This window comes from Sporosarcina sp. ZBG7A (assembly GCF_000813425.1).
Lineage (GTDB): Bacteria > Bacillota > Bacilli > Bacillales_A > Planococcaceae > Sporosarcina.
In genome coordinates, this window is record NZ_JWIB01000032.1 from 108,208 (window position 1) to 130,052 (window position 21,845).

Below are 21,845 nucleotides of genomic sequence, written 5' to 3' on the forward strand. Positions count from 1 at the left end.
TTGTATACGATTTGAGTGGAGTACAGACAGAGGCCTCATACCTCATCATAAAAAGCACAGCGCACTACTCTTTCTCAACAATCCCCTGTTCAATAGCCAGCACTTTCGCCACTTTCGGCGCGTACCATACGACCGGGAGCAAAAGAATTGATACTGGAACTGCAGCTATGACGACAAATGACTGTAACGCACCAATTCCTCCGCCACCGATTTCAATTAGGATGGTGGCGATTGTCGCCATGATGACCGCCCAAAATACACGAATGGCTTTTGGAGGGTTTCCGTCGCCTGTCACGGCCATGGAGATGGAATACGACATGGAGTCTACTGTCGTCACTACAAATAGTGTAGTCAAAATCAAGAAGACAGAAGGCATGATGAATCCTAGCGGCATTTGTTCCGCTATAGCGATGATTGCACTCGGCAATCCACCCTCATTCAATGGACCGCTGACGGAACCTGCGTTATTTAATTCGTAGAAAATACCCGTACCTCCAAGTACCGTGAACCAAAAGTTTGTGACGACAGGTGCTATTACAGCAACCACTAAAAAGATTTCACGAATTTTTCTACCATTGGATATTCTTGCGACGAATAATGCCACCAATGGACCGAACCCTATAAACCATCCGAAGAAGAAGAGCATCCAGCTTCCTAGCCATGCATCATCCCCGCGGAATGTACTGATGCTTACGAAATCACTGATGTACGTACCAAAGGAAGACATGAACGTGTTGACGATGAACAGCCCTGGACCGAACACGATTAGGAATACGGCAATCACCGCCACTAAGTTGACGTTCACCTTACTTAAAAATTGAATCCCCTTCTCAATACCTGTAAGGGTGGATACGAGTACGACTCCTGTCAAAATAACGATGACCGAGAGCTGCGTCACAAATGTATCCGGTATGCCAAAGATCGAACTGACTCCATAGCTAACTTGCAGCCCGAGAAAACCGATTGGACCAATCGTGCCAGCAGCAGCGCCTATAATACAAAATACATCGGCAGCCGTTCCCCATTTGCTCGTTAAAATTCTCTCTTTCAAAATAGGATACAAAAGGGTCCTAGGCTTCAACGGCATGCCCTTATGTTTATGTGCGTAAATCAATATAATCGAACTGATTGCACCGTATACAGACCATGCGGTGAAGCCCCATGACATGTAACTTTGAGCCAATGCAGGCCCAATCGCGTCAACAGTGCCGCCTTCTATCCCTTTATGCATGGGAGGCACGTCCAGAAAATAGTACATAGGCTCTGCCGCTGCCCAAAAGACACCCCCAGCTCCAAGACCTGTCGTCAAAATTACGGCTAACCATTTAAAATAAGACATCTCCGGCTTCTTTGCGTCTCCCAGGCGAACTTTGCCATACTTTGAAAACGCCAATACCGCACCTACTACAAAACTGGCCAGCAATAGGAATTGCCAATATGCCCCGAAGTAGCGAATAGACAAATCAAATCCCTTATTCACAAGATTGCTGACCTGTTCTACTTTAAAAATTGAAAACAGCACGAATGCCATTAATATGCCGCCACTCCATAGAAATACTGGCCAATCAATTTTTTCACGTATACTCTTCCAATAACCTCTCGTCATAGCTCTCCTCCAATGTTCGTTTCACTTACATATCTATACTGTTTTCCAAGACAATCGTAGTTATAGCTTTCCCTTCTTTTCATCTACTTTCCAACAGCTTCTGCAAAAAAAAATGCAACACGATTTGAATTCGTGTTGCATGTCTCATACAAAAACTCATAGTACAGGATATATGGTACCTTCCACACTGTCAACACGTATCCATATTTTTCAAATATGGAGAAAGGTCAGTTATTGAAGGGTTTTCTGAGGGGACTGGGTTGAACTGGGAGTACTCGTGTACAAAATTATTGTATTTGAAGCATAGGTACTCCACACTTCGTTTTAAGTATTATGGTGCACATCATTTTCATTTTGGAACATCATTTATATTTCAACTGTCTCCATATAAACGCAGGCTCACACAAAGTATGTCGTGTAGACTTGTTTCTGCTTTGTGCCTGTATATGTATTAAAACAAAAACAAAAAACCCTCTTCTTAAATAATAAGGAAGAGAGGTGAAAAGCTTTCGTTATTTTCCTATTCAATCTACAAGTTTAAACTTCAAATCGCCTACCCCAACATCAATCTTTATATCGATCACAACATCACTACTCTCATAAGCGTCATTCACGTAGATGCCATTTCCCTGAGAAGTAAAGCCTTTCGCCTCAAGGCCAGAGATTCCTTTCGAAACGTTCAGTTTGACACCGGTGTCCGCGGGGAGAAGAATCGTCGCATCGCCGACTCCAAGATCGATGTCGGCGTTGAAGCTATCTTTCCAGCCTCCGCTTAAATCGATGGTTGCATCGCTTACACCTGCATCGATCGATAGCTTGCTGAGTTGGATACCTGACAGGTTTAGTGTCGAGTCAGAGACGCCCATCTCAATATTCAAGTTGATAGGTATCTCATTTGTTAGCTCGAGGTCCCAATCGTTACGTACGGTCCCTAATCCCGCAAGTAATTTTCCTTTTTGCTTAATGTCAGCGTTTCCGACAGTTCCTTTCTTCTTATAAGAAACAGTTGGTTTCAATTTCTTTTTGTTCGTGTCAACTGTGCCTTTGATCCAGGCATCCTCACCATCCGTAATAGATACGTCCCCGAAGCCAATCTGTATATTAGCGTTAAGTGATTTTACGTCATCCTTTTCGATTAAAATGTCATTAACCCTATTTCCCGAAAAGAACCAATTATATCCCCAAACCCCTACAGCACCTAGTATTCCCACTGCCATCACAGCCACTATAAGCTTGCGCATATAGAACACCCCTTTCCCTTTGACTTTATCATATCCGATTCCCTGCACAAATTTGCCAGTCGTTTGCATGAAATTCGAATCAGTCTTAAGTCTGAGCTACATAGATTGTGTGTCAGATGGAAAGTAGTTCTTGCGTAGACTCTGTCGTTCGTAGCTGAAGTGCTTCTAACTTAACATGGGTAAGGCAAAGCTCCGAAACACTTAAACCATTGGGGGACAAGGTCCGAAAATTATAGCTGCGAGTACCTGCGCACGAAACTATTGAGATTGTCAGTCTCACATGTACCCCATATTAATTCTTTGTTATCACAACGTACTAAGCCGTAGTTCATAAAAGTACTGAACGATTGGATGCTTTAACTTCATCTTCTCGGTCATGTTTAAAATTCGTTTTTTTCCAACCCTCCGGTCCACCAAAGCTAGAATATTCAATAGGATATCATTGCTCTCTATGCTCTCCTCTATAGGAGTGGATAAAAACTTATTAGCTACAACGATAAAATTTGATTTACTTAATGATGACTGTGCTGACAAAAGCTCCTTTGCATGTTCTGATAATTTTCTACTTCTTGCAATTACTTGTAGACGATCCTCTGGAACCATCCCCTTGGTCTCGTTTCTTACCGCTTCAATTTCCTCATTGTTGATAGGAATTTGGATATCTGAATCATTCTTAATTTCTAACTCCGCTTGATACCATCTGATTGAGGTATTTATATCACTCATATTGAGTACATTCTTTTTATCTACCGCAATATAACAAGTTCCTGCTTTATCAGGTAAATAACGATAGCTGCTTGCACGGTATTCAACCCTTCCATCTAATGCGGGACAGAGAAAACTCTCCAGATTTTTCTTCAATTTGCTCCAGGTCATGTAATTCTCCTTAATTTTTATATTGTAACTAGTTATTGAGGCAGTCGTTCTATTATCCATAATACAATAACCGTCACATCGGTCATACTAAATACAAGGTTTAAGTGTGACATGAATTTCTGATGTATCGATAATAGTGAGCGAATAAAACATCCAGACTGATGAAACAATAACTTGTCCATCTCCATGTTACCCAAGAAATGAAAAAAGAAGCTTCTCATAAGTTTGCACAACTAATGAGAGGCCTCGATTATAATCCTTTATGTTAGAATCGTTTTGGAGTTGTGTCTTACAAACCAACCATCTTATTCTCCTACCATGCCGTCATTATCACGATCTTGCATATATTGGTACAACCAGTGTTCACTCGTTATCGGCATACTGAAACCAGCTGCTTTTGCTTCTGCAATTGTCACGATACCATTTCCATTTGTATCCACACTAGAAAGTTCACCTTCGTTTGTTGAAGAACTTTCTGATTCGGACTCGGACTCGGACTCGGACTCATTATTTTCGGTTAGTCCAAGAGATTCGTTTACTTCATCTGGATTCACATTTTCAAATGAATCCGTAATGACATTTCCGTTTATTGTATAAGTATATTGATAACTTGAAGGAATTTGCGTTTCCGCATTCGGATAGGTGATAATTGCTTCAAAATTAGTAGCTCCGCCAGCTCTTCGGATCTCGTTTTCCATATACGCTTGATCCCCATGTCGATTGAGCGTGCTATTCTGCGGGGTAATATTATAAGCATTCGATACCCCACCGAGAGAGTCAGCAATTACATGGCCTTCATCTAAAAATTCACTTTCAACTCCAGGAACTTTTGCCTCATCAGAATAGTATCTGCCTGACGATAAAACAGGTTCAGTACTTTCATCTTGCAGAATGATCTCGTCAGCTATGACACGCACTAACTGCCCGTATTCATTAGTAAATCCCCAATATTCACGGTCCCCGTAACCAATGTCAACAACGACGCCAGGTTCATGATATCCAGATAAATCACCGCCATCAACTTCAATTAGTTTGTATCCGGAGAAACGTTCTTTCTTTGGTTGAGTTGGTTTTTCCTCTGCTACGGGCTCCTCTACTTCCTGTTCTTCAACAATCGTAGTTGCAGTTTCTTCTTTTTCACTGTTTGTATTTGGTTCAACAGTCGTGACTTTTTGCGAACCTGTTTCTACATCAGTAATGGATGCATCTTCTGAGTTAGTACAACCAGCCATAAAGACGATTGTTAACAGTAAAATCAAATAGTTCAATTTCTTTTTCATTCTTTAAACCATACCTTTCATCTTCGTCAAAGTTTCACGAAAAGATTATAGCATAAGTAAACGAGCGCCCCAACATTTTCCATGAAATTCAAGTGAAATGCACGAGAAATATTAGCGTTCGTAATAGTAGACTCATCCAGACAAAAAAGAAGAATGACTCGGTACTGCTCAAGCACAGAGCAATCCGACGCCGCATTTTAATCTACTTAATTTTAGGTAATTCCTATACTTTTTTAGCGCTATAATAAAACTAGCCATTAAGTTGGCCTTAATGACTAGTTTTTCTTTTATTTATTTTTCTGAGCCACAATAATATAAACAGGTTGATTAGCAATTGGCGTTGGTGAATGAACCATTTCTTTAATGCTGAAACCTGCTTTGCGAATTTCCGCCTCCATTTCCAGAGAAGGAACTCTTGGCCCAGTGGGATGATCTGTTTTCTCTAGATCGATACATAAAAATATTCCTTCATCCTTTAACACCCTGTGGATTTCACTTAAAACCAATGAGAGTGGGGTAACTTCATGCAATGATATCGAAGCGACAGCTTTATCAAATTTATTGCTAGCTAAGGGCATTGCTTTAAAATCTCCGGCAGCTGTTTCTATGTTTGTTATTCCTTTATCCTTGGCTTTGTTTTCTAGATAATCTAAAACATCCTTATCAAAATCAAGCGCCACCACTTTTTTCACGTAGTTAGCAATAGAAAGGCTTATATATCCTGCACCCGCTCCAAGATCTAGTAGTTCGTCTTCTTTATTAAGCTGTAGGAATTTAAAGAACTCCTCTGCTGGAAGTCGTTTTATGTTCTCTAAATTATGGATCTTTTTCTGTAATTTTTGATTCATGATAAATTCTCCTTTGATTACTGATTTTTAAAACCTTTAAGACTTGAATTTGGATTTGGATACTTATGACAATAGTGTTTCTCTAACTCGCCTTGCTATAACATGTGCGATTCAAGCACCACTACCCCAAAAAAAAAATAAAAGAGCTCATATCCTTACCTACAAACAAATCCTTCTTCACTAATCCAGCGTTTGATCGATTCAGCATCAGAATCATGACACTTCATGATATAGGCGGGGTAACCTTTAACATCTGCAAAAATCTACGGCACTGTTTCATCTGCAATTACCCCTCCAGTTTCTTCATGCATAAAAAATTAGAGGAAGCAAACACGGGCCTGTAATGCGGCAGGATATTTTGAAAAATTACAAACTGGTCTCCTCCTTCTTAGGAGTCCTTCCGTGATTCTTATTTTGTGTTCCTGCTTAAATCCAGAAGAATTCTGCTTGCTCATATTAAAACCATTAAAGGTATTCTTTATCTACAATTAACATAATTTTTTTTGATACTTAGACAAACATGGAACTGTTAATTCCCTAACTAAGAAAGTTGGCTGGTTACAGAATTGCCTAACCTTTTTGCTTAAGCAATTATCCAGGTCATTCTATTACATAAACTTTTCTTCGATCAGTGCTCCATTGATGCTGATCGCAGCCATACTGCCCTCTCCGGCTGCAAGAATCAATTGAGACGGCCCCGCCATCAAGGTATCGCCACATGCATAAAGACCCTCAACAGTTGTCCTTTTCCAACTATCTGTTTCGATACCTCCTCGCTCGTTCATGTTGCAGCCTAACTGTATACCAATGTCAGTTGCTTGTTCCCATTCCGGCAGGACAAATCCGCCGTCGCGCAACACCGCTTCTCCGCCATCAAACTCGATTTTTTGCAGGAACCCTTTTTCACCGATTAACGAACGGATCTTTTCCTCGTAAACTTTTATCCCCCTGCTTTCCAGTATTCCTTTTTCATCTGCCGAAAGCGTTCTTTTGCCATTGGTGCACACAATCAAATTATCCGTCCAGTTCGATACCACTTTCGCCAGATGAAAAGCTGGCTGATTTTCTGAGATCACGGCAAGGGGACGGTCTCTCAATTCCCAGCCGTCGCAAAATGGGCAGCTGAACAAACTGGTTCCGTAAAACTCTTTTATTGATTGGATATCCGGCAGAACTTCCTTGAATCCCGTCGCTAGTATGACCTTTTTGGCGTTATGGGTTCCTCCATCCTCAGCTGTGATCTGGAACACGCCATTTTTCTTGGCTACGCTCAGCACCCGTTGCTTTTCAATTTTAACGTCGGGATAATTGCCCAATTCTTCCTGGGCAATTCGTTTCAACTCCTGTGGGTTGATACCGTCGCGCGTGATAAACCCGTGGGATTCCGAAGTCACCGCATTTCTGGGGTTGTTATCATCGAATAGAATCGTTTTCCTTCTTGACCTTCCGAGAACCAAAGAAGCGTTCAGCCCCGCTGGTCCGCCGCCAATCACTGCACAATCCAATAACATTTGTCCATCTCCTTCCGTTGCTTTTACTGGTTAGTTTCCACTGAACGTTCGGCCTCTGCTTTTTTAACAATATCAATCAGAAGCTTTGCCTGGAGTTCTTTTTTCATATTTTCTTCTGCCTGCCGCATGGTTTCTTCGATCAGGCACCCTTCATGGTGGATTGAACAATCAAACAGGTTGGTGTCTCCCTCAATCGCTTTGATGACATCATAAAACGTAACCTCATTTTGAAACCTGGAAATTTTATAGCCGCCCTTTACTCCTGGGGTCGATTCGATCAACCCCGCTTTTGTCAGCTTGGTTAGAATTTTTGACAGATAAGTTGGAGACAGCTTTTGAATTTTTGCCAACTCCTGAACACCTACCGTGTTTCCTTGTGGCAAATGAATTAAATACACCATCGTGTGCAAAGCATAATTTGTTGCATTCGAGTATTTCATTCTGATTCTCCTCTCCATCTATTAAAGAGATATTAAAGACTCTCGTTATCTATAATATAACTTAGCATCACTATAATAATACGTCAACAATGAAGTTTAAAATTCACTTACATTACAATAAGCAGAAAAAATGATTGAGTATGAATATTTTCTAATGTTCCAGGGACTTTTATTTCTTGTTGTGCTTATTTCATTTCTACTAAATGATTTCATCTGGTCGAACAAGCTAATTTGTTAGCCCTCTTTAAAACCGTTCATAAAAGTACACGTTTACGAACAGCTAATAACTATCACTGATTGTTAAGATGATAAGTACGTAAATTCCGTTAAAACATTTCCAAACCTGTAGTGCAGATCAACAGCTGTCTACTCAATTTCACTTTTGTTCAGCGCAAAAAACGTCAACTTCCAATTGAGAGTTGACGTTTTTCGTGTTGAACTTTATGACTTACACCATTCCGCCCATATCAGGCATACCGCCACCTGCTGGCTCTGGGACGTTAACTTAAAAGTGCCTGTGCAACATTGAATTCTGAATTAAATGTTACTCAGACACTATTTATTTTCAAAACTTTACTTCATTAAAGTCACTGGTCGCCGATTGCTAATTTGTCGCACAGTTATCCCCGCACTCAGGAGCTGACGCGAGTCCAATGAGCCCTGTGGATGAATGGTTGTTTCACTTTGGAAGACGTTAACCTATCTCCTGATAGTGAATTGAGCAATTGCGGCCATTTTCTTTAGCCCTGTAAAGCGCCTGATCCGCGCAATTTACAATGGTGACTTCTGTGTCGCTCTCCGAGAATGTAGATGCTCCAATACTCACGGTTAATCGATTGATAATTTCCCAGTTCGCATTTTCTACTGCCTTTTTAAGCTTAACAGCAAGTTTAAGTGCCTCTTCAGCATTCGTTTCTGGCAGAATGATGACGAACTCTTCACCGCCTAAACGTGCTACCCGATCTTCAGTACCAATCTCTTGCGTCAGTAGTCCCGCCAGTTGAACCAGAACGCTATCGCCAGCCAGATGTCCATACGTATCATTGACCATTTTGAAGTGATCAATATCCACCATCAATAACGAAAATACAATTCCCTCTTTAGTATATCGGTCAATATGACGTTCCAATTCTTCTTGAAAAAAGCGTCTGTTCGAAATATTCGTTAGCTTATCTGTATTGGATAATTTCAAGAGTTCATTATTCATCTCTAAAATCTCGCCTTGCTTCCTGGCGATTTCCACATACACTTTTTCTAATTGAGCAAATGCTTCTTCTCGGTCCTGATACGCCTTTTCAGTTGTTTTCTGAAGCGAACGCAGTTCCAGTTCATAATCGATTCGCTGTTTCATTTGGATGAACAAACAGTCAATGACGGGTACACCATCATGCACATATCGTCGCGCATTTAAAAGAACCGGTATGGATTCACCAGCTGAATTTGTTAGATTGATAAAAAATTCTTCCACAGAGTTATGCAGCTGTATCGTCGGGAAAAAGTACGTATGGATGAACATACGATTGACTTTGGTTAAAAAAGTCTCCATGTGCTTTCCAACCACTTCTTCTTCCTGATAGCCCATCCATGTTAGAAAGCGATTATTCACTTCAGTAATGCAGCCGCTTTGATCAATACTAATAAAACCGCATGGCGCTTCTTTTAACCGTTCCTCCACTACGAATCATCCTCTTCAGCATTAATTAGAAAAATACGCTTCTATCAGTTTTCTCGTTTCTGTCGGGTTGCTCATATGTGGATAATGACCTTTCACCTGCATAATTTGCAACGTGCTCGCTAGCAAATGGGCATGCAAATATTCGCCTACTTCTATAGGCACAATACTATCATCCGAGCATTGAATAATAAGTGTCGGCACTGTCATCGACGCTAAACTTTCGCGATGATCAGACATAAATGTCATTTCGGCAAATTCTCGTGCAATTTGAGGATTTACTGAGACAAAACTCTGCTCCAAATTCTTTGTCAGCTGAGGATCTTTCACCGGATCCGTCACGACAGGTGCTAAATAGTTTGCCCATCCGGAAAAATTCATTTCCATCATCGTCAGCAAGTCCGCAATGTCACTCGCATCGAATCCGCCCGTATAACCTGGCTCATTGATATAGCACGGAGAAGGTCCAATCATGACGAACTTCTTAAAGCATTCCGGTCTCTCAATTGCAGCGAGCATGCCAATCATCGAACTTACTGAATGTCCTACAAAGTGAATATCCTTCAATTCCAACTCGTCAATGATATCTAAGATATCTTGCTTATAGCCATGGGCTGAACTGTATTTTTCTGATTGATAAGCGGTAATATCAGAATCCCCTGCACCCACATAATCGAACAGGACGACTCGGTAACGCTCCGCCAAAGCCGGCGCTATGTACTGCCACATACTCTGATCGCACCCAAATCCATGAGCCATTAGGATGGTTTGTTCACCTTGCCCCATTACCATCACATTATTACGTTGCTGAATGGTTTTCATAGTAATCCGCTCCTTTACTAATCTCTACCCTCATTATAGATTTAAAAGCGATTGGTTGATAGAGATAGGTTTATGCAAACACCTCAATGACTGCCTATACTAGTCTATCGGTATCTTTGCTTGTATTTCATCTGCGATTTAGGAAACTTTTGTGATTGTTAGGAGCGACATTTACTCTTTTCTTCTGATACTTTCATAAAGAGCACGAAAGATATTTTCTAATTTAGCGGCATCAGCAAATTTCATTGCCAGCAATGCTTCATTTGCCTGTTTTTCTCCTTGCACGCCTTCTCCTTTTTTAATCAAAAACAATCCGATTGCAAATTTGAGTAGAACTCTTTCCAGTAAAAACGTTTCATCTATATTAAGTTTCTTTAGTACCTTAATAAAATCTTCCGCAACTTCCATTTTGTCATGCTCTATACAAACCAGCGTTATATTGATCAAAGTATTAATGAGTGTTTCAAAGCTTTGTCGATCACTATGAAATATTTCTGTCTTTCTAATAAATTCTTTCGATAAAACAATAGACGTTTCAATAGGAAGATAAGACATGGAATTCCCGAATAACACTAAGTCAAATTGCGTCCATAATTCGGACTGAAACAGGTAATCCGTTAAATAGTTAATATCACTTTCATTTATTTCTTTCTCTTTACCAGTAAGACTCTTGTAGTGAGCATCTAATACAATAGCGGAAAGCTTTGAATAGCTGCTGTCGGTTTCTTTAAACTGCTCCCATTCTTCACTAGCTAATTTCTGTAAACTATCCGAGTCACTGTCCATTACAGCTTGGGGCAGCAACTCTAAAGAAGGGGCAGTACCCTCAACTGTCTTCGTTAGAAATACAAATTCCCTCATTGAAATCTTTACTTTATCCAGTATATGAATTAGTTTTTCTAGCGTTATATCTGCTTCAGACCGCTCAAATCTAGAAATTGTGGATTTGGATACATAATCATCCGCCAAGTTTTGAATTGTAATCCCTCTCGCCACTCGTATCTCTTTAAATACTTTTCCAACTATCAATTCCCCCCCACCTTTCCCTTATACGGGAATATCACATTGATATCAGTTTACTTATGTGATGATGACAATACAACAATACTAAGGGAGGATAATTATGCTAAAACATTTTACGTCAGTGATTGGGTATATCTTTTCGCGGATTGAGATTATTAATCCGACTAATGTTGCCAGGGATGAAATCCTTAAAGAGATGGGGAGAGAGTTACGGGAAGAGTTTACGGAGATTAAGCGGTTGAAAAAACCTTGATTTGTTTTTTCGTGTAGGGCTAAGCTTTAATTGATGCCCCTTGATAAATCAGTGAGATCCTTAAAGAAAATCTCCAACCGTTTACTTCTATCTGATTTCTATGGAAAACAAAAACGCCAACTCCTTAATTGGAGTTGACGTTTTTGTTTGATGGGGATGACTTACATCATGCCGCCCATGCCACCCATGCCGCCCATATCAGGCATACCGCCACCTGCTGGCTCTGGAATGTTAGCAACTACTGCCTCAGTCGATAGGAACATCGCTGCTACAGATGCTGCGTTTTGTAGTGCTGAACGCGTTACTTTTGTTGGATCCACGATACCGGCTTGGACCATGTTGACCCACTCGCCGTTTGCTGCATTGAAGCCGATTCCGACTTCTTCACGCTTCAAGCGATCTACGACGATCGAACCTTCAAGACCTGCGTTTGTTGCGATTTGACGTACTGGCTCTTCGAGTGCACGAAGGACGATTTTCACGCCTGTTGCTACGTCGCCTTCTACGCCTTCAAGCAATGATTCTACTTTTTTGTATACGTTGATAAGCGCTGTACCACCACCAGAGACAATGCCTTCTTCAACAGCTGCGCGAGTTGAGTTCAAAGCGTCTTCGATGCGAAGTTTGCGTTCTTTCAATTCAGTTTCAGTAGCTGCGCCGACTTTGATAACTGCCACGCCGCCAGCAAGTTTCGCTAGACGCTCTTGGAGTTTCTCTTTGTCGAACTCTGAAGTTGTCTCTTCCAATTGTGCACGGATTTGACCAACGCGTGCTGAAATTGTATCTGCATCGCCAGTTCCTTCTACAATTGTTGTGTTGTCTTTCGTTACAACAACTTTAGAAGCGCGTCCGAGTTGTGCGATGTCTGTAGATTTCAAGTCAAGCCCGATATCTTCAGTAATCACTTCTCCGCCTGTTAGGATTGCGATGTCTTCAAGCATAGCTTTACGACGATCTCCGAATCCAGGAGCTTTAACTGCAACTGCGTTGAACGTACCACGTAGCTTGTTCACAACGAGTGTTGCAAGCGCTTCGCCTTCTACGTCTTCAGCGATCATCAACAACGGTTTGCCTTGTTGAACGACTTGCTCAAGTACCGGAAGAATTTCTTGGATGTTATTAATCTTCTTATCTGTGATCAAGATATATGGATTGTCGAGAACCGCTTCCATCTTATCTGTATCTGTTGCCATGTAAGCAGATGCATAGCCACGGTCGAATTGCATACCTTCAACTACGTCTAGCTCTGTTGTGAAGCCTTTAGATTCTTCAAGTGTGATGACGCCGTCGTTTCCAACGCGCTCCATCGCTTCAGCAATCAGGTTACCGACTTCGTCGTCGCCTGAAGAGATTGCAGCAACTTGTGCAATTTCTTGCTTGCTTGAGATTTCATCAGAAATACTCTTCAACTCGGTAACTGCTGTTGCAACTGCTGATTCGATTCCCTTACGGATGCCGACAGGGTTTGCACCCGCAGTAACGTTCTTCAAGCCTTCACGGATCATTGCTTGAGCAAGAACCGTTGCAGTGGTTGTCCCGTCACCAGCAATTTCGTTTGTTTTTGAAGCAACTTCAGCAACAAGTTTCGCACCCATGTTTTCGAATGCGTCTTCGAGTTCGATTTCTTTAGCAATCGTTACACCGTCATTCGTGATTAGTGGTGAACCGAAGCTTTTCTCAAGAACTACGTTACGTCCTTTAGGTCCAAGTGTTACTTTTACAGCGTTTGCTAATGTATCTACACCGCGCATCATTGCGCTGCGTGCGTCTTCGTTGAATTTAATTTCTTTCGCCATAATGAATGAGTCCCCCTTGTTTTTGGATTAATAGTCAAAGTGATGCGTATCCTTAGATAGTTGCTAGAATATCGCTCTCACGTAAAATTAAGTAGTCATTACCTTCATATTTAACTTCAGTACCTGCATATTTTGAGAAGATGATGCGGTCGCCTTCTTTTACTTCAAGCTCGACGCGCTGGCCGTTTTCGAGAACGCGGCCTGTACCGACTGCAATGACTTTACCTTCTTGCGGCTTTTCTTTTGCGGAATCTGGTAATACGATGCCGCTTGACGTTTTCTCTTCCACTTCGATTAGTTCAATTACAATACGATCACCTAATGGTTTCAACAAATGAAACACCCTCCTCTAACGGTTCTTCTTTTAATTTAGCACTCGCTAAACAGGAGTGCTAATACACTACTTATCATAATAAAACGAAGATTGAATTGCAAGTAAAACAAATCGGTCATCCGTACTCTTTGCGCTTCTTTTATAAAACCGATACACTTATCCATACTTAGATGGAAAGGAACGATTCTTTTGAAACAAAAAACGATGAAACCATGGATGCTCTATTTGACCATTCTTCTTTTATACATCGCAATGCAATTCGCAAGCGTCCCAATTTCGAAAGGGATGATCGCACTTTTCAGCTCAAATGGCTATGACGTAAAGGAAGCTGCCTATAACGGCTTTGCATGGGGGTTGTTTGCAACAAACATTCTGGCCATCCTTGCAATATTTCTCGTCATTCGATCTGATAAGAAGTTTTGGACCGTCTTTAAAGGAAAAAAAGAACCTATTTGGAAATCGATAATGTGGGGGATTCTCGGATTCTTCTTGGCACTAGGTGGTCAAATGATAGCGGGAACAATTGAAAAGGCAATCGGTATTACGGAGGGCTCAGCGAGTACGGCAAAACTTACTGAAATTGCATCCGTCGCCCCGATCCTCATTGTCTGCATCGTCCTTTTTGCGCCGATATTAGAAGAGACCGTCTTCCGTCGTGTCCTATTCGGTGGAATCTATACGAAAACGAACTTCTGGATCGCTACAATCGTCAGTGCTCTGATCTTTGCAGCCGTGCATAACGAACTCGAGCACATTCTTACCTATCTGATGCCTGGACTCGTGTTCTCGTACGTCTACTACCGATCCAAGCGCATCTGGACACCAATGATCTCGCATATGCTCATGAATGGTTTCGTTATGATCGTCATGCTCAACCAAGACAAACTCCTGGAGCTCCAAAAACTCCAACAATCCGTCATCTCCCTCTTCCATTTCTTCTGGTAGAGGTGCGGATATTTAATCAATACGCAAAAAAAGACTTGCTCAACCGTATCCCGGTCAGCAAGTCTTTTTCAATTCATCAATCTTGATCCTTCATCCGTGCATTCACTTCATCAATCTGCCGCTGTTGCTCAGCCTTCGCCTCCGCAAACAACCGGACCCGTTCTGCCTCTTCTTCCTCCACACGACGCTTCTCTTCCGCCTTCAAGAACTTTTTGTAGCCGACGCGAGCAATGATGATACTCACTTCATACAGCAAGAACAACGGAACCGTCACAAACAAGTGTGACACCAAATCAGGCGGTGTAATGAACGCCGCAATGACGAACAATACGAAGTAAGCCACTTTCCGGAACTTCGACAACACGTTCGGATTCAAGAAGCCGAGCCTTGATAGGAACAACAAGACCACAGGAAGCTGAAATACAAATCCAAACGGCAACAATATCTGGAACAAAAACGAGAAATATTGGTTAATGCCGATTGTCTGCGTAATCCCTAAATCCGCCGACAGTGTTTCCATGAATTTAATGACATATGGCAACAATACATAGTAGGAAAACGCAATCCCTGATAGGAACAGTATAAATGCAAAAGGAATATAACTGAGCGTCACTCGTCGTTCCGTTTCCAAAAGCCCTGGAGAAACGAACGCCCAAAATTGGTACATGATAATCGGTAAAATAATGATGATTCCTATGAACACCACTACTTTTAAGTAGATGGCTATTGGATCGATCACGTTAAACGCGTTTAACGGCAAATCTGCAGCCGGGCCGTTCGATTGCAAAAACTTAATGAGCGGCTTCGCCAGCAAAAAGCCTCCAATGACCGCAACTGCAAAGAAAACGACGATCGTAATCAGCCGTTTTCGAATTTCTTCTATATGCTCAATAATGGTTAGCGTACGTTCTTCCATTACACAGACATCCTAACTTATTGCACTTCTTTTTTATCTTCAACTTTTTTAACGTCTGTTTTAGCGTCATCGTCTTCTACAAGACCCTTTGTCGCATTTTTGAACTCGCGTAGTGAAGAACCGAATGCTTTGCCGATTTCAGGCAACTTTTTCGGTCCGAAAATGAGAAGGGCAATGACAGCAATAATAAGTAGACTTCCAATACCTGGTGACATTTCGGACACCTCCCTCTGAATATGTCTATTCTACACCATAGCGCACGAAATGACTATTCGTGCAACCCTATAAATGTGAATCTTTTACGTCATTTTTTATGAAGTAAATAAGAGATTGCAGTTCTACAGACAAGTCGATTGTATGGACCCGAATCGATGGCGGAACTGTAAGCCGGATCGTTGTGAAATTGAGAATTCCTTTAACCCCCACTGTCGCAAGACGATCGGTCAATTGCTGAGCAGCACGCGAAGGCACGGTTAGAATTACAAGATCAATTCCGAGCTCTGTCAGTTTTTCTTCAATCATGTCTGGATGATAAACCGGGATATCCGAGATGATTTTCCCCTCATGTGGCGCTTTTGGGTCAAACGCAATGACAATGCGTGTATTGTGATTCTTATGGAAATTGTATTTCATGAATGCATGTCCAAGACTACCCACACCAATCAGTGCGACATCCGTGGCTTCATCTTGGTCGAGTGTTTTTCTAAAAAAGCTGACGAGGTAATCCACGTCGTAACCATAGCCTTTACGGCCTAGCGCACCAAAGTGCGAAAAGTCACGACGAATCGTCGCTGCATCGATCTTCATAGCCTCGCTTAGTTCGCTTGAAGAAACACGTTTCTTCCCGCTGTTTGCGAAATTTTGTAAAAATCGATAGTACAACGGCAAGCGTTTTGACGTTGCCTGGGGAATTTTAACCGTTTCTTCAGCCATCGTAAACCTCCTGCTGCTGTATCGAATCGCTTCTATCGTACAGTAGAAGCGTTCTGTTGTAAAGCCGGTGATTGCACCTATCCTCCCATTCCAGTAAACTGAAGGAGAATGAAAATAGAGGTGAAACGATGATAATCTTGCAAGTGAACGGTGTAACGAAGTCGTTTTCAGGCACTGATATATTGGAAAATGTAAAGTTAGAGGTGCAACATCGTGATCGTGTAGCGCTCGTTGGTCGAAACGGCGCTGGGAAATCTACGTTACTTAAAATAATTGCAGGGGAATCTTCTGCCGATGCCGGAGACATCATTGTCCCAAAAGGCATCCGTATCGGGTATCTCGAGCAACATAGCGGACTAGAAACAGAACTATCCGTATGGGATGAAATGATGACGGTCTTTGAACCACTTCAAGCGATGGAACGTCGCCTACGTGGATTGGAAGCCCAAATGGCAGATCCTGAAGTCTATGGAGATCCTTCAACATCAGAACGCATTATGGGCGAATACGATTCGCTTCAAGTCGAGTTCAAAGATCTCGGAGGCTATCAATACGAATCGGATACACGCTCGATCTTGCACGGAATGCGCTTTTATCCCGATGACTATGAAAAACCCGTCGATTTACTCTCAGGCGGACAGAAGACACGACTTGCCTTAGCCAAAATGCTGTTGAGTAAACCTGATCTGCTTATCTTGGATGAACCTACAAACCATCTGGACATTGAAACATTAGGATGGTTGGAGAACTACTTGAAATCATATGAAGGTGCTCTTCTTATCGTATCGCACGATAGATACTTCCTAGACCAAGTTGTGACATTAGTATATGAGGTCTCTAGACGCAAAGTCTCTCGCTTTACAGGCAATTACAGCGCGTACTTGGATGAGAAAGCGAAGAACTATGAGAAAGACCGCAAAATGTTCGAAAAAGAATCGAGTGAAAAAGCGAAGCTCGAAGATTTCATCCAAAAGAATATTGCTCGTGCTTCGACGAGTAAAATGGCGAAAAGCCGTCGCAAGCAGTTAGAACGGACAGACTGGATGGATGCCCCTGATGGTGATGAAAAATCCGCCAACTTCTCATTCACCATCGACCGTCCGAGTGGAAACGATGTGCTCGCAGTCGAAAAGGCTGCTGTCGGCTACAATGGAAATCCCGTTTCAACAAATATCGACATGCGTGTTTACAAACAGGATCGAATTGCAATCCTTGGTCCGAACGGAGTCGGCAAATCGACCTTGTTAAAAACAATCGTCCGTCTGCAAGAATTGCTGGCCGGAGAAATTCGGTATGGGACTAATGTTCAATTCGGCTATTACGACCAAAACCAGGCAACGCTTGTTGGTTCAGGCACCGTGTTACAAGAAATATGGGATGACTGGCCACTCATGAACGAAAAAGATATCCGCAGCTTACTTGGTCGCTTCCTTTTTACAGGTGACGATGTCGGGAAACCTGTACAATCTCTTTCTGGTGGAGAAAAAGCCCGTCTTTCTTTAGCGAAGCTAATGCTTGAAAAATCCAATACCCTCGTGCTGGATGAACCGACGAACCACTTGGATCTTGATAGCAAAGAAGTACTTGAGAACGCACTGGACGACTTCCCTGGAACGATCCTATTTGTTTCTCACGATCGCTATTTCATTAATCGGATCGCAACCAAAGTTTTCGATTTAAGCGATAATGGGGCTGTGGAATACTTAGGGGACTATGATTATTTTGTCGAAAAGAAGGCAGAACAAGCTGAGCTCCTTGCAGAATCCCTTGCTGCAAAGCAGTCTACTACCGTTACAAAAAGCCGTCCACAAGAGGTGGATAAAGAACGTCAAAAAGCAGAACGTCGTTTGAAACGCGCAATTGAACAAGCGGAATTGAAGATGGCAGAGTTGGACGAAAAAATTGCAGCTCTTCAAGATGAGCTGATCAAGCCCGAGTATGCGGATGATCATGTGAAACTGATGGAATTGCAAGCGGACATCGATTCTCTTCAAGAGACTCACGATTCGCAAGCTGAAGAATGGCTAATGATGCAAGAGGAACTCGAAACCGTTTAATCACTCATGAAGCAGCGGAGAACTCCGCTGCCTTTTTGTTTTCTCGAGGTTATCCACTAGCTCTAAAAAACAGGATTTCCACGGGGATGACGAAATTCCGCCACCAGTCAACAGATGTCCATCTCAATTCGACATTCCCATAGTCTCGTTTTCCACAATCTTGTCCACAACTAAAATACCGATTTTATCACTATTCACAAAGTTATCCACGTTATCCACACAAACCATGTTTTTAATCCACATAGTTATCCAATCGTGCAACCTAACTTATCAACCAAACACTACCTTATACACATCTTATCCACAAATTGTGCATAAGTACGAATGTTCCCTATTGACAAACCTTCTATTCTGTTTATCAAAAAAACATGGAATTCGTCTGAATTTGACGAATTCCATGTTAATGTTAATAACTCAATTTTAGTGACTCCATGATGCAAGTTGCATGCCTGGCCTTCCGTTCATAGACAGATCTCCCCGCACCTCACTTAAAAACATTTGCGTTCCTGCAGCTGCAATCATCGCAGCATTATCTGTGCACAACGCAATTGGCGGGACACTGAAAGGAATGTTCTCTTTTGCAAACGTCGTCTCTAATGAATTTCTTAGACCTTTATTTGCAGAAACCCCACCTGCTGCAATCACTTGCTTCACTCGATATTCTTTAGCAGCTCTTAATGCTTTCACTGTCAGGACTTCTACTACACTCTGTTGGAAACCTGCAGCAACAGCTTCTGCATTTAGCGTACCGCCTCGTTGTTCCAGGTTATGCTTGTAGTTAATGACGGATGATTTTAATCCGCTGAAACTGAAGTCATAGGAATCTGGCTCTAACCAAGCTCTCGGAAACTCTACCGCAGATTCGCTTGCCGATGCCAGCTGATCAACATGCGGACCACCAGGATAAGGTAGTCCTAAAACACGTGCCACTTTGTCATACGCTTCACCTGCAGCATCATCTCTCGTCTCTCCGATGAGCTCAAATGATCCATGCTCGCGCATAATTACCATTTCCGTATGTCCACCTGAAACAATAAGTGCAAGTAATGGGAATTCCATCGGTTGAACGAGCTGATTGGCATAGATGTGTCCCGCAATATGATGTACCCCGATAATAGGCAATGAGTTCGCAAATGCAAATGCTTTTGCTGCATTGATGCCAATCAGAAGAGCTCCTACAAGCCCAGGTCCTTCTGTAACGGCCACAGCATCTAACTCCTCGGGATCCAATCCTGCATCCTCAAGTGCTTTCTCAATGACCAGTGTAATTTCCTCCACGTGATGGCGGGAAGCAATTTCTGGGACAACTCCACCAAAGCGCTTCTGACTTTCGATTTGAGAAGCTACTACGTTGGAAACAATCTCACTCCCATTTTTCACGACAGACGCTGCAGTCTCATCGCAACTCGTTTCGATCCCTAATATATAGACGTCTTTTTTCATCATAACTCCACCCACATGACGAGCGCATCTTCATGGTCGTCAGAATAATAGTTTTTCCGAATTCCACCTTCTTGAAAACCAAGCTTGCGGTATAAATTCTTTGCTGTTTCATTACTCACTCGAACTTCAAGAGACATGGCTACCACACCGTTATTGCGGCAAAGCTCCATTGCTTGACGCATCAGAGCTTCCCCAATACCTAACCCTTGCCGATGTTTCCGTACAGCCACATTTGTAATATGACATTCATCAAGTACGACCCACATCCCTACGTGTCCGACCACTTCGTTCTCACATTCAGCTACAATATACGTTGCATAATCATTACCCGTAAGCTCATGGGCAAAAACCTCGGCTGACCACGGAGTTGTAAAAACTTCCGTTTCTGTTGCCACAACCTCTTCAATGTCCTTTGCCACCATTTGACGATAAACAATCGAGTCAATCATGAGACTTCACCTGTTTTTGCTCTTTCATCCAATTCGCTTCAGCTTCAGGAATACGACGATAATTCGGAACAAACTGATGAATATCGGATGCAGGAATACGTTGCTCAGCTAAACTGATCAATTGCGAAGCACGTGGGAGTTGCTGTGGAAATGGCGCAAATACAGCCTGATCTCCAAGCGTTGCACTAATTTTCGTTTTATGGATTTCGACATCCATCCCCACAAATAAAACAGGTTGGTCGATACAAACAACATCCTCTAATAACTGTTCAAGAGTCCCGTGACGGTCTTCCCATATACGATGTAACCGATCACCTTTTGACTTGTAAAGACCACAATAGACATTTTCTCTCCGTGCATCAAACAACGGGACAATAACTCCCTCAAATGGAACAGCATTCGCTGCAATAACTTCCAAGCTGGAAACACCGACTAATGGAATTTTCAACGTCCAGGCAAGTGTTTTCGCAAGCGTCACACCAATTCTGACACCTGTATAAGATCCTGGACCTTCAGATACTGCAATTGCCTCCAAATCAGAAGGTCGTAAACTCGCTTCACTTAATAAGCTTTCAATTGCAGGCATTGCCTGAATAGAATGGGTTCGTGCAAATGTTGACGTTTGCTCACACAATATTCGACCGTCTTCTACTAGTGCAACAGATAAAGGTGAATTTGCTGTGTCAATTCCTAACCATATCATAGGGTGATCGCCTCACAAATCTTTATAAAATGACTTCCCGTAGGTTCCAATTCAATCGTTCTTGCGGTATCGCCTGTCCGTGTAATGCGGATCGCTAGGCGGTTCTCCGGTAAATCTTCTTCAATATACTGGGCCCATTCTACAATTGAAATCGCATCACCATAAAACAATTCATCCCAGCCTAAATCTTCTTCGCTATCTTCCAAGCGATAGACATCTAAATGGTTAAGAGGGTAGGTCCCTTCATACTGCTTAATAATTGTAAAGGTCGGGCTACTGACGGTGCGCTCCACCCCAAGTCCTTTTGCGAGCGCTTGAGTGAAGGTTGTCTTCCCCGCTCCCAAATCACCTTCAAGCGTGACTACGTCGGGCGGTGAAAGAAGTTTGGCTAAATGCTCTGCAAGTTGTACGGTTTGCGCAACTGATGTGACATGTATTTGTTTCTTCATAATATAATCCGATCCTTTTCAAGTGATGTACTCAGTGTAACGGAAAATGTGCAGAACCGCACACGGTACGCATAGAGACCATAAAAAAACCGACCCAGGGAATATCCCCGAATCGGTTTGTAAGTTTAAATTAAATGGCGGTCCCGACCGGGGTCGAACCGGCGATCTCCTGCGTGACAGGCAGGCATGTTAACCACTACACCACGGGACCAATTAATAAAAGTGAAACTGCCTGGCAACGTCCTACT

At 42.3% G+C, this 21,845-nt stretch carries 22 protein-coding genes and 1 tRNA gene; 3 read left to right on the top strand and 20 right to left on the bottom strand.

Annotated features, from left to right (window positions below):
- Positions 1–64: 64 nt before the first annotated feature.
- The 10 genes from RL70_RS12205 to RL70_RS12250 form a co-directional block, all read right to left on the bottom strand.
- Positions 65–1,606, bottom strand: a complete 1,542-nt coding sequence (locus RL70_RS12205; protein WP_052245944.1) for a BCCT family transporter — start codon at positions 1,604–1,606, stop codon at positions 65–67.
- A gap of 524 nt (positions 1,607–2,130) precedes the next feature.
- Positions 2,131–2,847 (bottom strand): toast rack family protein, encoded by a 717-nt coding sequence (locus tag RL70_RS12210; RefSeq protein WP_052245945.1) that lies wholly within the window; start codon positions 2,845–2,847, stop codon positions 2,131–2,133.
- A 306-nt stretch (positions 2,848–3,153) separates the two neighbouring features.
- The gene (locus RL70_RS12215) at positions 3,154–3,723 is read right to left on the bottom strand and encodes a hypothetical protein (RefSeq protein ID WP_039043669.1); all 570 of its coding nucleotides are present in this window, start codon (positions 3,721–3,723) and stop codon (positions 3,154–3,156) included.
- A gap of 305 nt (positions 3,724–4,028) precedes the next feature.
- The gene (locus RL70_RS12220; RefSeq protein ID WP_039043670.1) at positions 4,029–5,003 is read right to left on the bottom strand and encodes a DNA/RNA non-specific endonuclease; all 975 of its coding nucleotides are present in this window, start codon (positions 5,001–5,003) and stop codon (positions 4,029–4,031) included.
- A 287-nt stretch (positions 5,004–5,290) separates the two neighbouring features.
- A complete protein-coding gene (locus RL70_RS12225) occupies positions 5,291–5,851 on the bottom strand; it encodes a class I SAM-dependent methyltransferase (RefSeq protein ID WP_039043671.1) in 561 nt (186 codons plus the stop codon).
- Positions 5,852–6,459: 608 nt separating this feature from the next.
- Positions 6,460–7,362 carry an NAD(P)/FAD-dependent oxidoreductase gene (locus tag RL70_RS12230; RefSeq protein ID WP_039043672.1) on the bottom strand — a complete coding sequence of 301 codons (903 nt, stop codon included), beginning with the start codon at positions 7,360–7,362 and terminating at the stop codon, positions 6,460–6,462.
- A 23-nt stretch (positions 7,363–7,385) separates the two neighbouring features.
- Complete coding sequence (locus RL70_RS12235) at positions 7,386–7,802, bottom strand: Rrf2 family transcriptional regulator (RefSeq protein ID WP_039043673.1); 417 nt, start codon at positions 7,800–7,802, stop codon at positions 7,386–7,388.
- A gap of 694 nt (positions 7,803–8,496) precedes the next feature.
- On the bottom strand, positions 8,497–9,477 hold the full coding sequence (locus RL70_RS12240; protein ID WP_039043674.1) for a sensor domain-containing diguanylate cyclase: 981 nt from the start codon (positions 9,475–9,477) through the stop codon (positions 8,497–8,499).
- Between the two features lie 21 nt (positions 9,478–9,498).
- Positions 9,499–10,296 carry an alpha/beta fold hydrolase gene (locus tag RL70_RS12245; protein WP_039043675.1) on the bottom strand — a complete coding sequence of 266 codons (798 nt, stop codon included), beginning with the start codon at positions 10,294–10,296 and terminating at the stop codon, positions 9,499–9,501.
- Between the two features lie 171 nt (positions 10,297–10,467).
- On the bottom strand, positions 10,468–11,325 hold the full coding sequence (locus RL70_RS12250; protein ID WP_039043676.1) for a helix-turn-helix domain-containing protein: 858 nt from the start codon (positions 11,323–11,325) through the stop codon (positions 10,468–10,470).
- A 94-nt stretch (positions 11,326–11,419) separates the two neighbouring features.
- Between RL70_RS12250 and RL70_RS17905 the strand changes: the two genes are divergently transcribed.
- Positions 11,420–11,572 carry a hypothetical protein gene (locus RL70_RS17905; RefSeq protein WP_156137973.1) on the top strand — a complete coding sequence of 51 codons (153 nt, stop codon included), beginning with the start codon at positions 11,420–11,422 and terminating at the stop codon, positions 11,570–11,572.
- 161 nt (positions 11,573–11,733) lie between these two features.
- Here RL70_RS17905 and groL read toward each other — a convergent pair whose 3' ends face one another.
- Positions 11,734–13,368, bottom strand: a complete 1,635-nt coding sequence (gene groL / locus RL70_RS12255; RefSeq protein WP_039043677.1) for a chaperonin GroEL — start codon at positions 13,366–13,368, stop codon at positions 11,734–11,736.
- A gap of 52 nt (positions 13,369–13,420) precedes the next feature.
- A complete protein-coding gene (groES, locus tag RL70_RS12260; RefSeq protein ID WP_025782799.1) occupies positions 13,421–13,702 on the bottom strand; it encodes a co-chaperone GroES in 282 nt (93 codons plus the stop codon).
- Positions 13,703–13,891: 189 nt separating this feature from the next.
- Here groES and RL70_RS12265 point away from each other — a divergent pair, with 189 nt between their 5' ends.
- Positions 13,892–14,647, top strand: coding sequence for a CPBP family intramembrane glutamic endopeptidase (locus tag RL70_RS12265; protein WP_052245946.1), 756 nt, complete (start codon positions 13,892–13,894; stop codon positions 14,645–14,647).
- A 76-nt stretch (positions 14,648–14,723) separates the two neighbouring features.
- Here the strand turns inward: RL70_RS12265 and tatC are convergent, their stop codons facing one another.
- From tatC to RL70_RS12280, 3 genes are all read right to left on the bottom strand, one after another.
- The gene (gene tatC, locus RL70_RS12270; RefSeq protein ID WP_039043678.1) at positions 14,724–15,563 is read right to left on the bottom strand and encodes a twin-arginine translocase subunit TatC; all 840 of its coding nucleotides are present in this window, start codon (positions 15,561–15,563) and stop codon (positions 14,724–14,726) included.
- A 17-nt stretch (positions 15,564–15,580) separates the two neighbouring features.
- Positions 15,581–15,778, bottom strand: coding sequence for a twin-arginine translocase TatA/TatE family subunit (locus RL70_RS12275; protein WP_039043679.1), 198 nt, complete (start codon positions 15,776–15,778; stop codon positions 15,581–15,583).
- 67 nt (positions 15,779–15,845) lie between these two features.
- Positions 15,846–16,496 (bottom strand): redox-sensing transcriptional repressor Rex, encoded by a 651-nt coding sequence (locus tag RL70_RS12280; RefSeq protein WP_039043680.1) that lies wholly within the window; start codon positions 16,494–16,496, stop codon positions 15,846–15,848.
- 128 nt (positions 16,497–16,624) lie between these two features.
- Between RL70_RS12280 and RL70_RS12285 the strand changes: the two genes are divergently transcribed.
- Entirely contained in the window at positions 16,625–18,553 is a 1,929-nt protein-coding gene (locus RL70_RS12285) for an ABC-F family ATP-binding cassette domain-containing protein (protein ID WP_039043681.1), read from the top strand.
- A gap of 420 nt (positions 18,554–18,973) precedes the next feature.
- Here the strand turns inward: RL70_RS12285 and tsaD are convergent, their stop codons facing one another.
- The 5 genes from tsaD to RL70_RS12310 all read right to left on the bottom strand — a co-directional run bounded on the left by tsaD (position 18,974) and on the right by RL70_RS12310 (position 21,808).
- On the bottom strand, positions 18,974–19,996 hold the full coding sequence (gene tsaD, locus RL70_RS12290) for a tRNA (adenosine(37)-N6)-threonylcarbamoyltransferase complex transferase subunit TsaD (protein WP_039043682.1): 1,023 nt from the start codon (positions 19,994–19,996) through the stop codon (positions 18,974–18,976).
- Positions 19,996–20,445, bottom strand: a complete 450-nt coding sequence (gene rimI, locus RL70_RS12295) for a ribosomal protein S18-alanine N-acetyltransferase (protein ID WP_039043683.1) — start codon at positions 20,443–20,445, stop codon at positions 19,996–19,998. The genes tsaD and rimI overlap by 1 nt, the downstream gene beginning before the upstream one ends.
- A complete protein-coding gene (gene tsaB / locus RL70_RS12300; RefSeq protein ID WP_039043684.1) occupies positions 20,438–21,148 on the bottom strand; it encodes a tRNA (adenosine(37)-N6)-threonylcarbamoyltransferase complex dimerization subunit type 1 TsaB in 711 nt (236 codons plus the stop codon). The genes rimI and tsaB overlap by 8 nt, the downstream gene beginning before the upstream one ends.
- Complete coding sequence (gene tsaE / locus RL70_RS12305; RefSeq protein ID WP_039043685.1) at positions 21,145–21,597, bottom strand: tRNA (adenosine(37)-N6)-threonylcarbamoyltransferase complex ATPase subunit type 1 TsaE; 453 nt, start codon at positions 21,595–21,597, stop codon at positions 21,145–21,147. Before tsaE ends, tsaB begins: the two co-directional genes overlap by 4 nt.
- Before the next feature lie 135 nt (positions 21,598–21,732).
- A tRNA-Asp gene (locus RL70_RS12310) sits at positions 21,733–21,808 on the bottom strand.
- Positions 21,809–21,845 lie beyond the last annotated feature (37 nt).

Bases quoted from the DNA above. Each gene is read 5' to 3' on its own strand.
- RL70_RS12205 (WP_052245944.1), bottom strand. From the start codon at position 1,606: ATGACGAGAGGTTATTGGAAGAGTATACGTGAAAAAATTGATTGGCCA.
- RL70_RS12210 (WP_052245945.1), bottom strand. From the start codon at position 2,847: ATGCGCAAGCTTATAGTGGCTGTGATGGCAGTGGGAATACTAGGTGCT.
- RL70_RS12215 (WP_039043669.1), bottom strand. From the start codon at position 3,723: ATGACCTGGAGCAAATTGAAGAAAAATCTGGAGAGTTTTCTCTGTCCC.
- RL70_RS12220 (WP_039043670.1), bottom strand. From the start codon at position 5,003: ATGAAAAAGAAATTGAACTATTTGATTTTACTGTTAACAATCGTCTTT.
- RL70_RS12225 (WP_039043671.1), bottom strand. From the start codon at position 5,851: ATGAATCAAAAATTACAGAAAAAGATCCATAATTTAGAGAACATAAAA.
- RL70_RS12230 (WP_039043672.1), bottom strand. From the start codon at position 7,362: ATGTTATTGGATTGTGCAGTGATTGGCGGCGGACCAGCGGGGCTGAAC.
- RL70_RS12235 (WP_039043673.1), bottom strand. From the start codon at position 7,802: ATGAAATACTCGAATGCAACAAATTATGCTTTGCACACGATGGTGTAT.
- RL70_RS12245 (WP_039043675.1), bottom strand. From the start codon at position 10,296: ATGAAAACCATTCAGCAACGTAATAATGTGATGGTAATGGGGCAAGGT.
- RL70_RS17905 (WP_156137973.1), top strand. From the start codon at position 11,420: ATGCTAAAACATTTTACGTCAGTGATTGGGTATATCTTTTCGCGGATT.
- groL (WP_039043677.1), bottom strand. From the start codon at position 13,368: ATGGCGAAAGAAATTAAATTCAACGAAGACGCACGCAGCGCAATGATG.
- tatC (WP_039043678.1), bottom strand. From the start codon at position 15,563: ATGGAAGAACGTACGCTAACCATTATTGAGCATATAGAAGAAATTCGA.
- RL70_RS12275 (WP_039043679.1), bottom strand. From the start codon at position 15,778: ATGTCACCAGGTATTGGAAGTCTACTTATTATTGCTGTCATTGCCCTT.
- RL70_RS12280 (WP_039043680.1), bottom strand. From the start codon at position 16,496: ATGGCTGAAGAAACGGTTAAAATTCCCCAGGCAACGTCAAAACGCTTG.
- RL70_RS12285 (WP_039043681.1), top strand. From the start codon at position 16,625: ATGATAATCTTGCAAGTGAACGGTGTAACGAAGTCGTTTTCAGGCACT.
- tsaD (WP_039043682.1), bottom strand. From the start codon at position 19,996: ATGAAAAAAGACGTCTATATATTAGGGATCGAAACGAGTTGCGATGAG.
- rimI (WP_039043683.1), bottom strand. From the start codon at position 20,445: ATGATTGACTCGATTGTTTATCGTCAAATGGTGGCAAAGGACATTGAA.
- tsaB (WP_039043684.1), bottom strand. From the start codon at position 21,148: ATGATATGGTTAGGAATTGACACAGCAAATTCACCTTTATCTGTTGCA.
- tsaE (WP_039043685.1), bottom strand. From the start codon at position 21,597: ATGAAGAAACAAATACATGTCACATCAGTTGCGCAAACCGTACAACTT.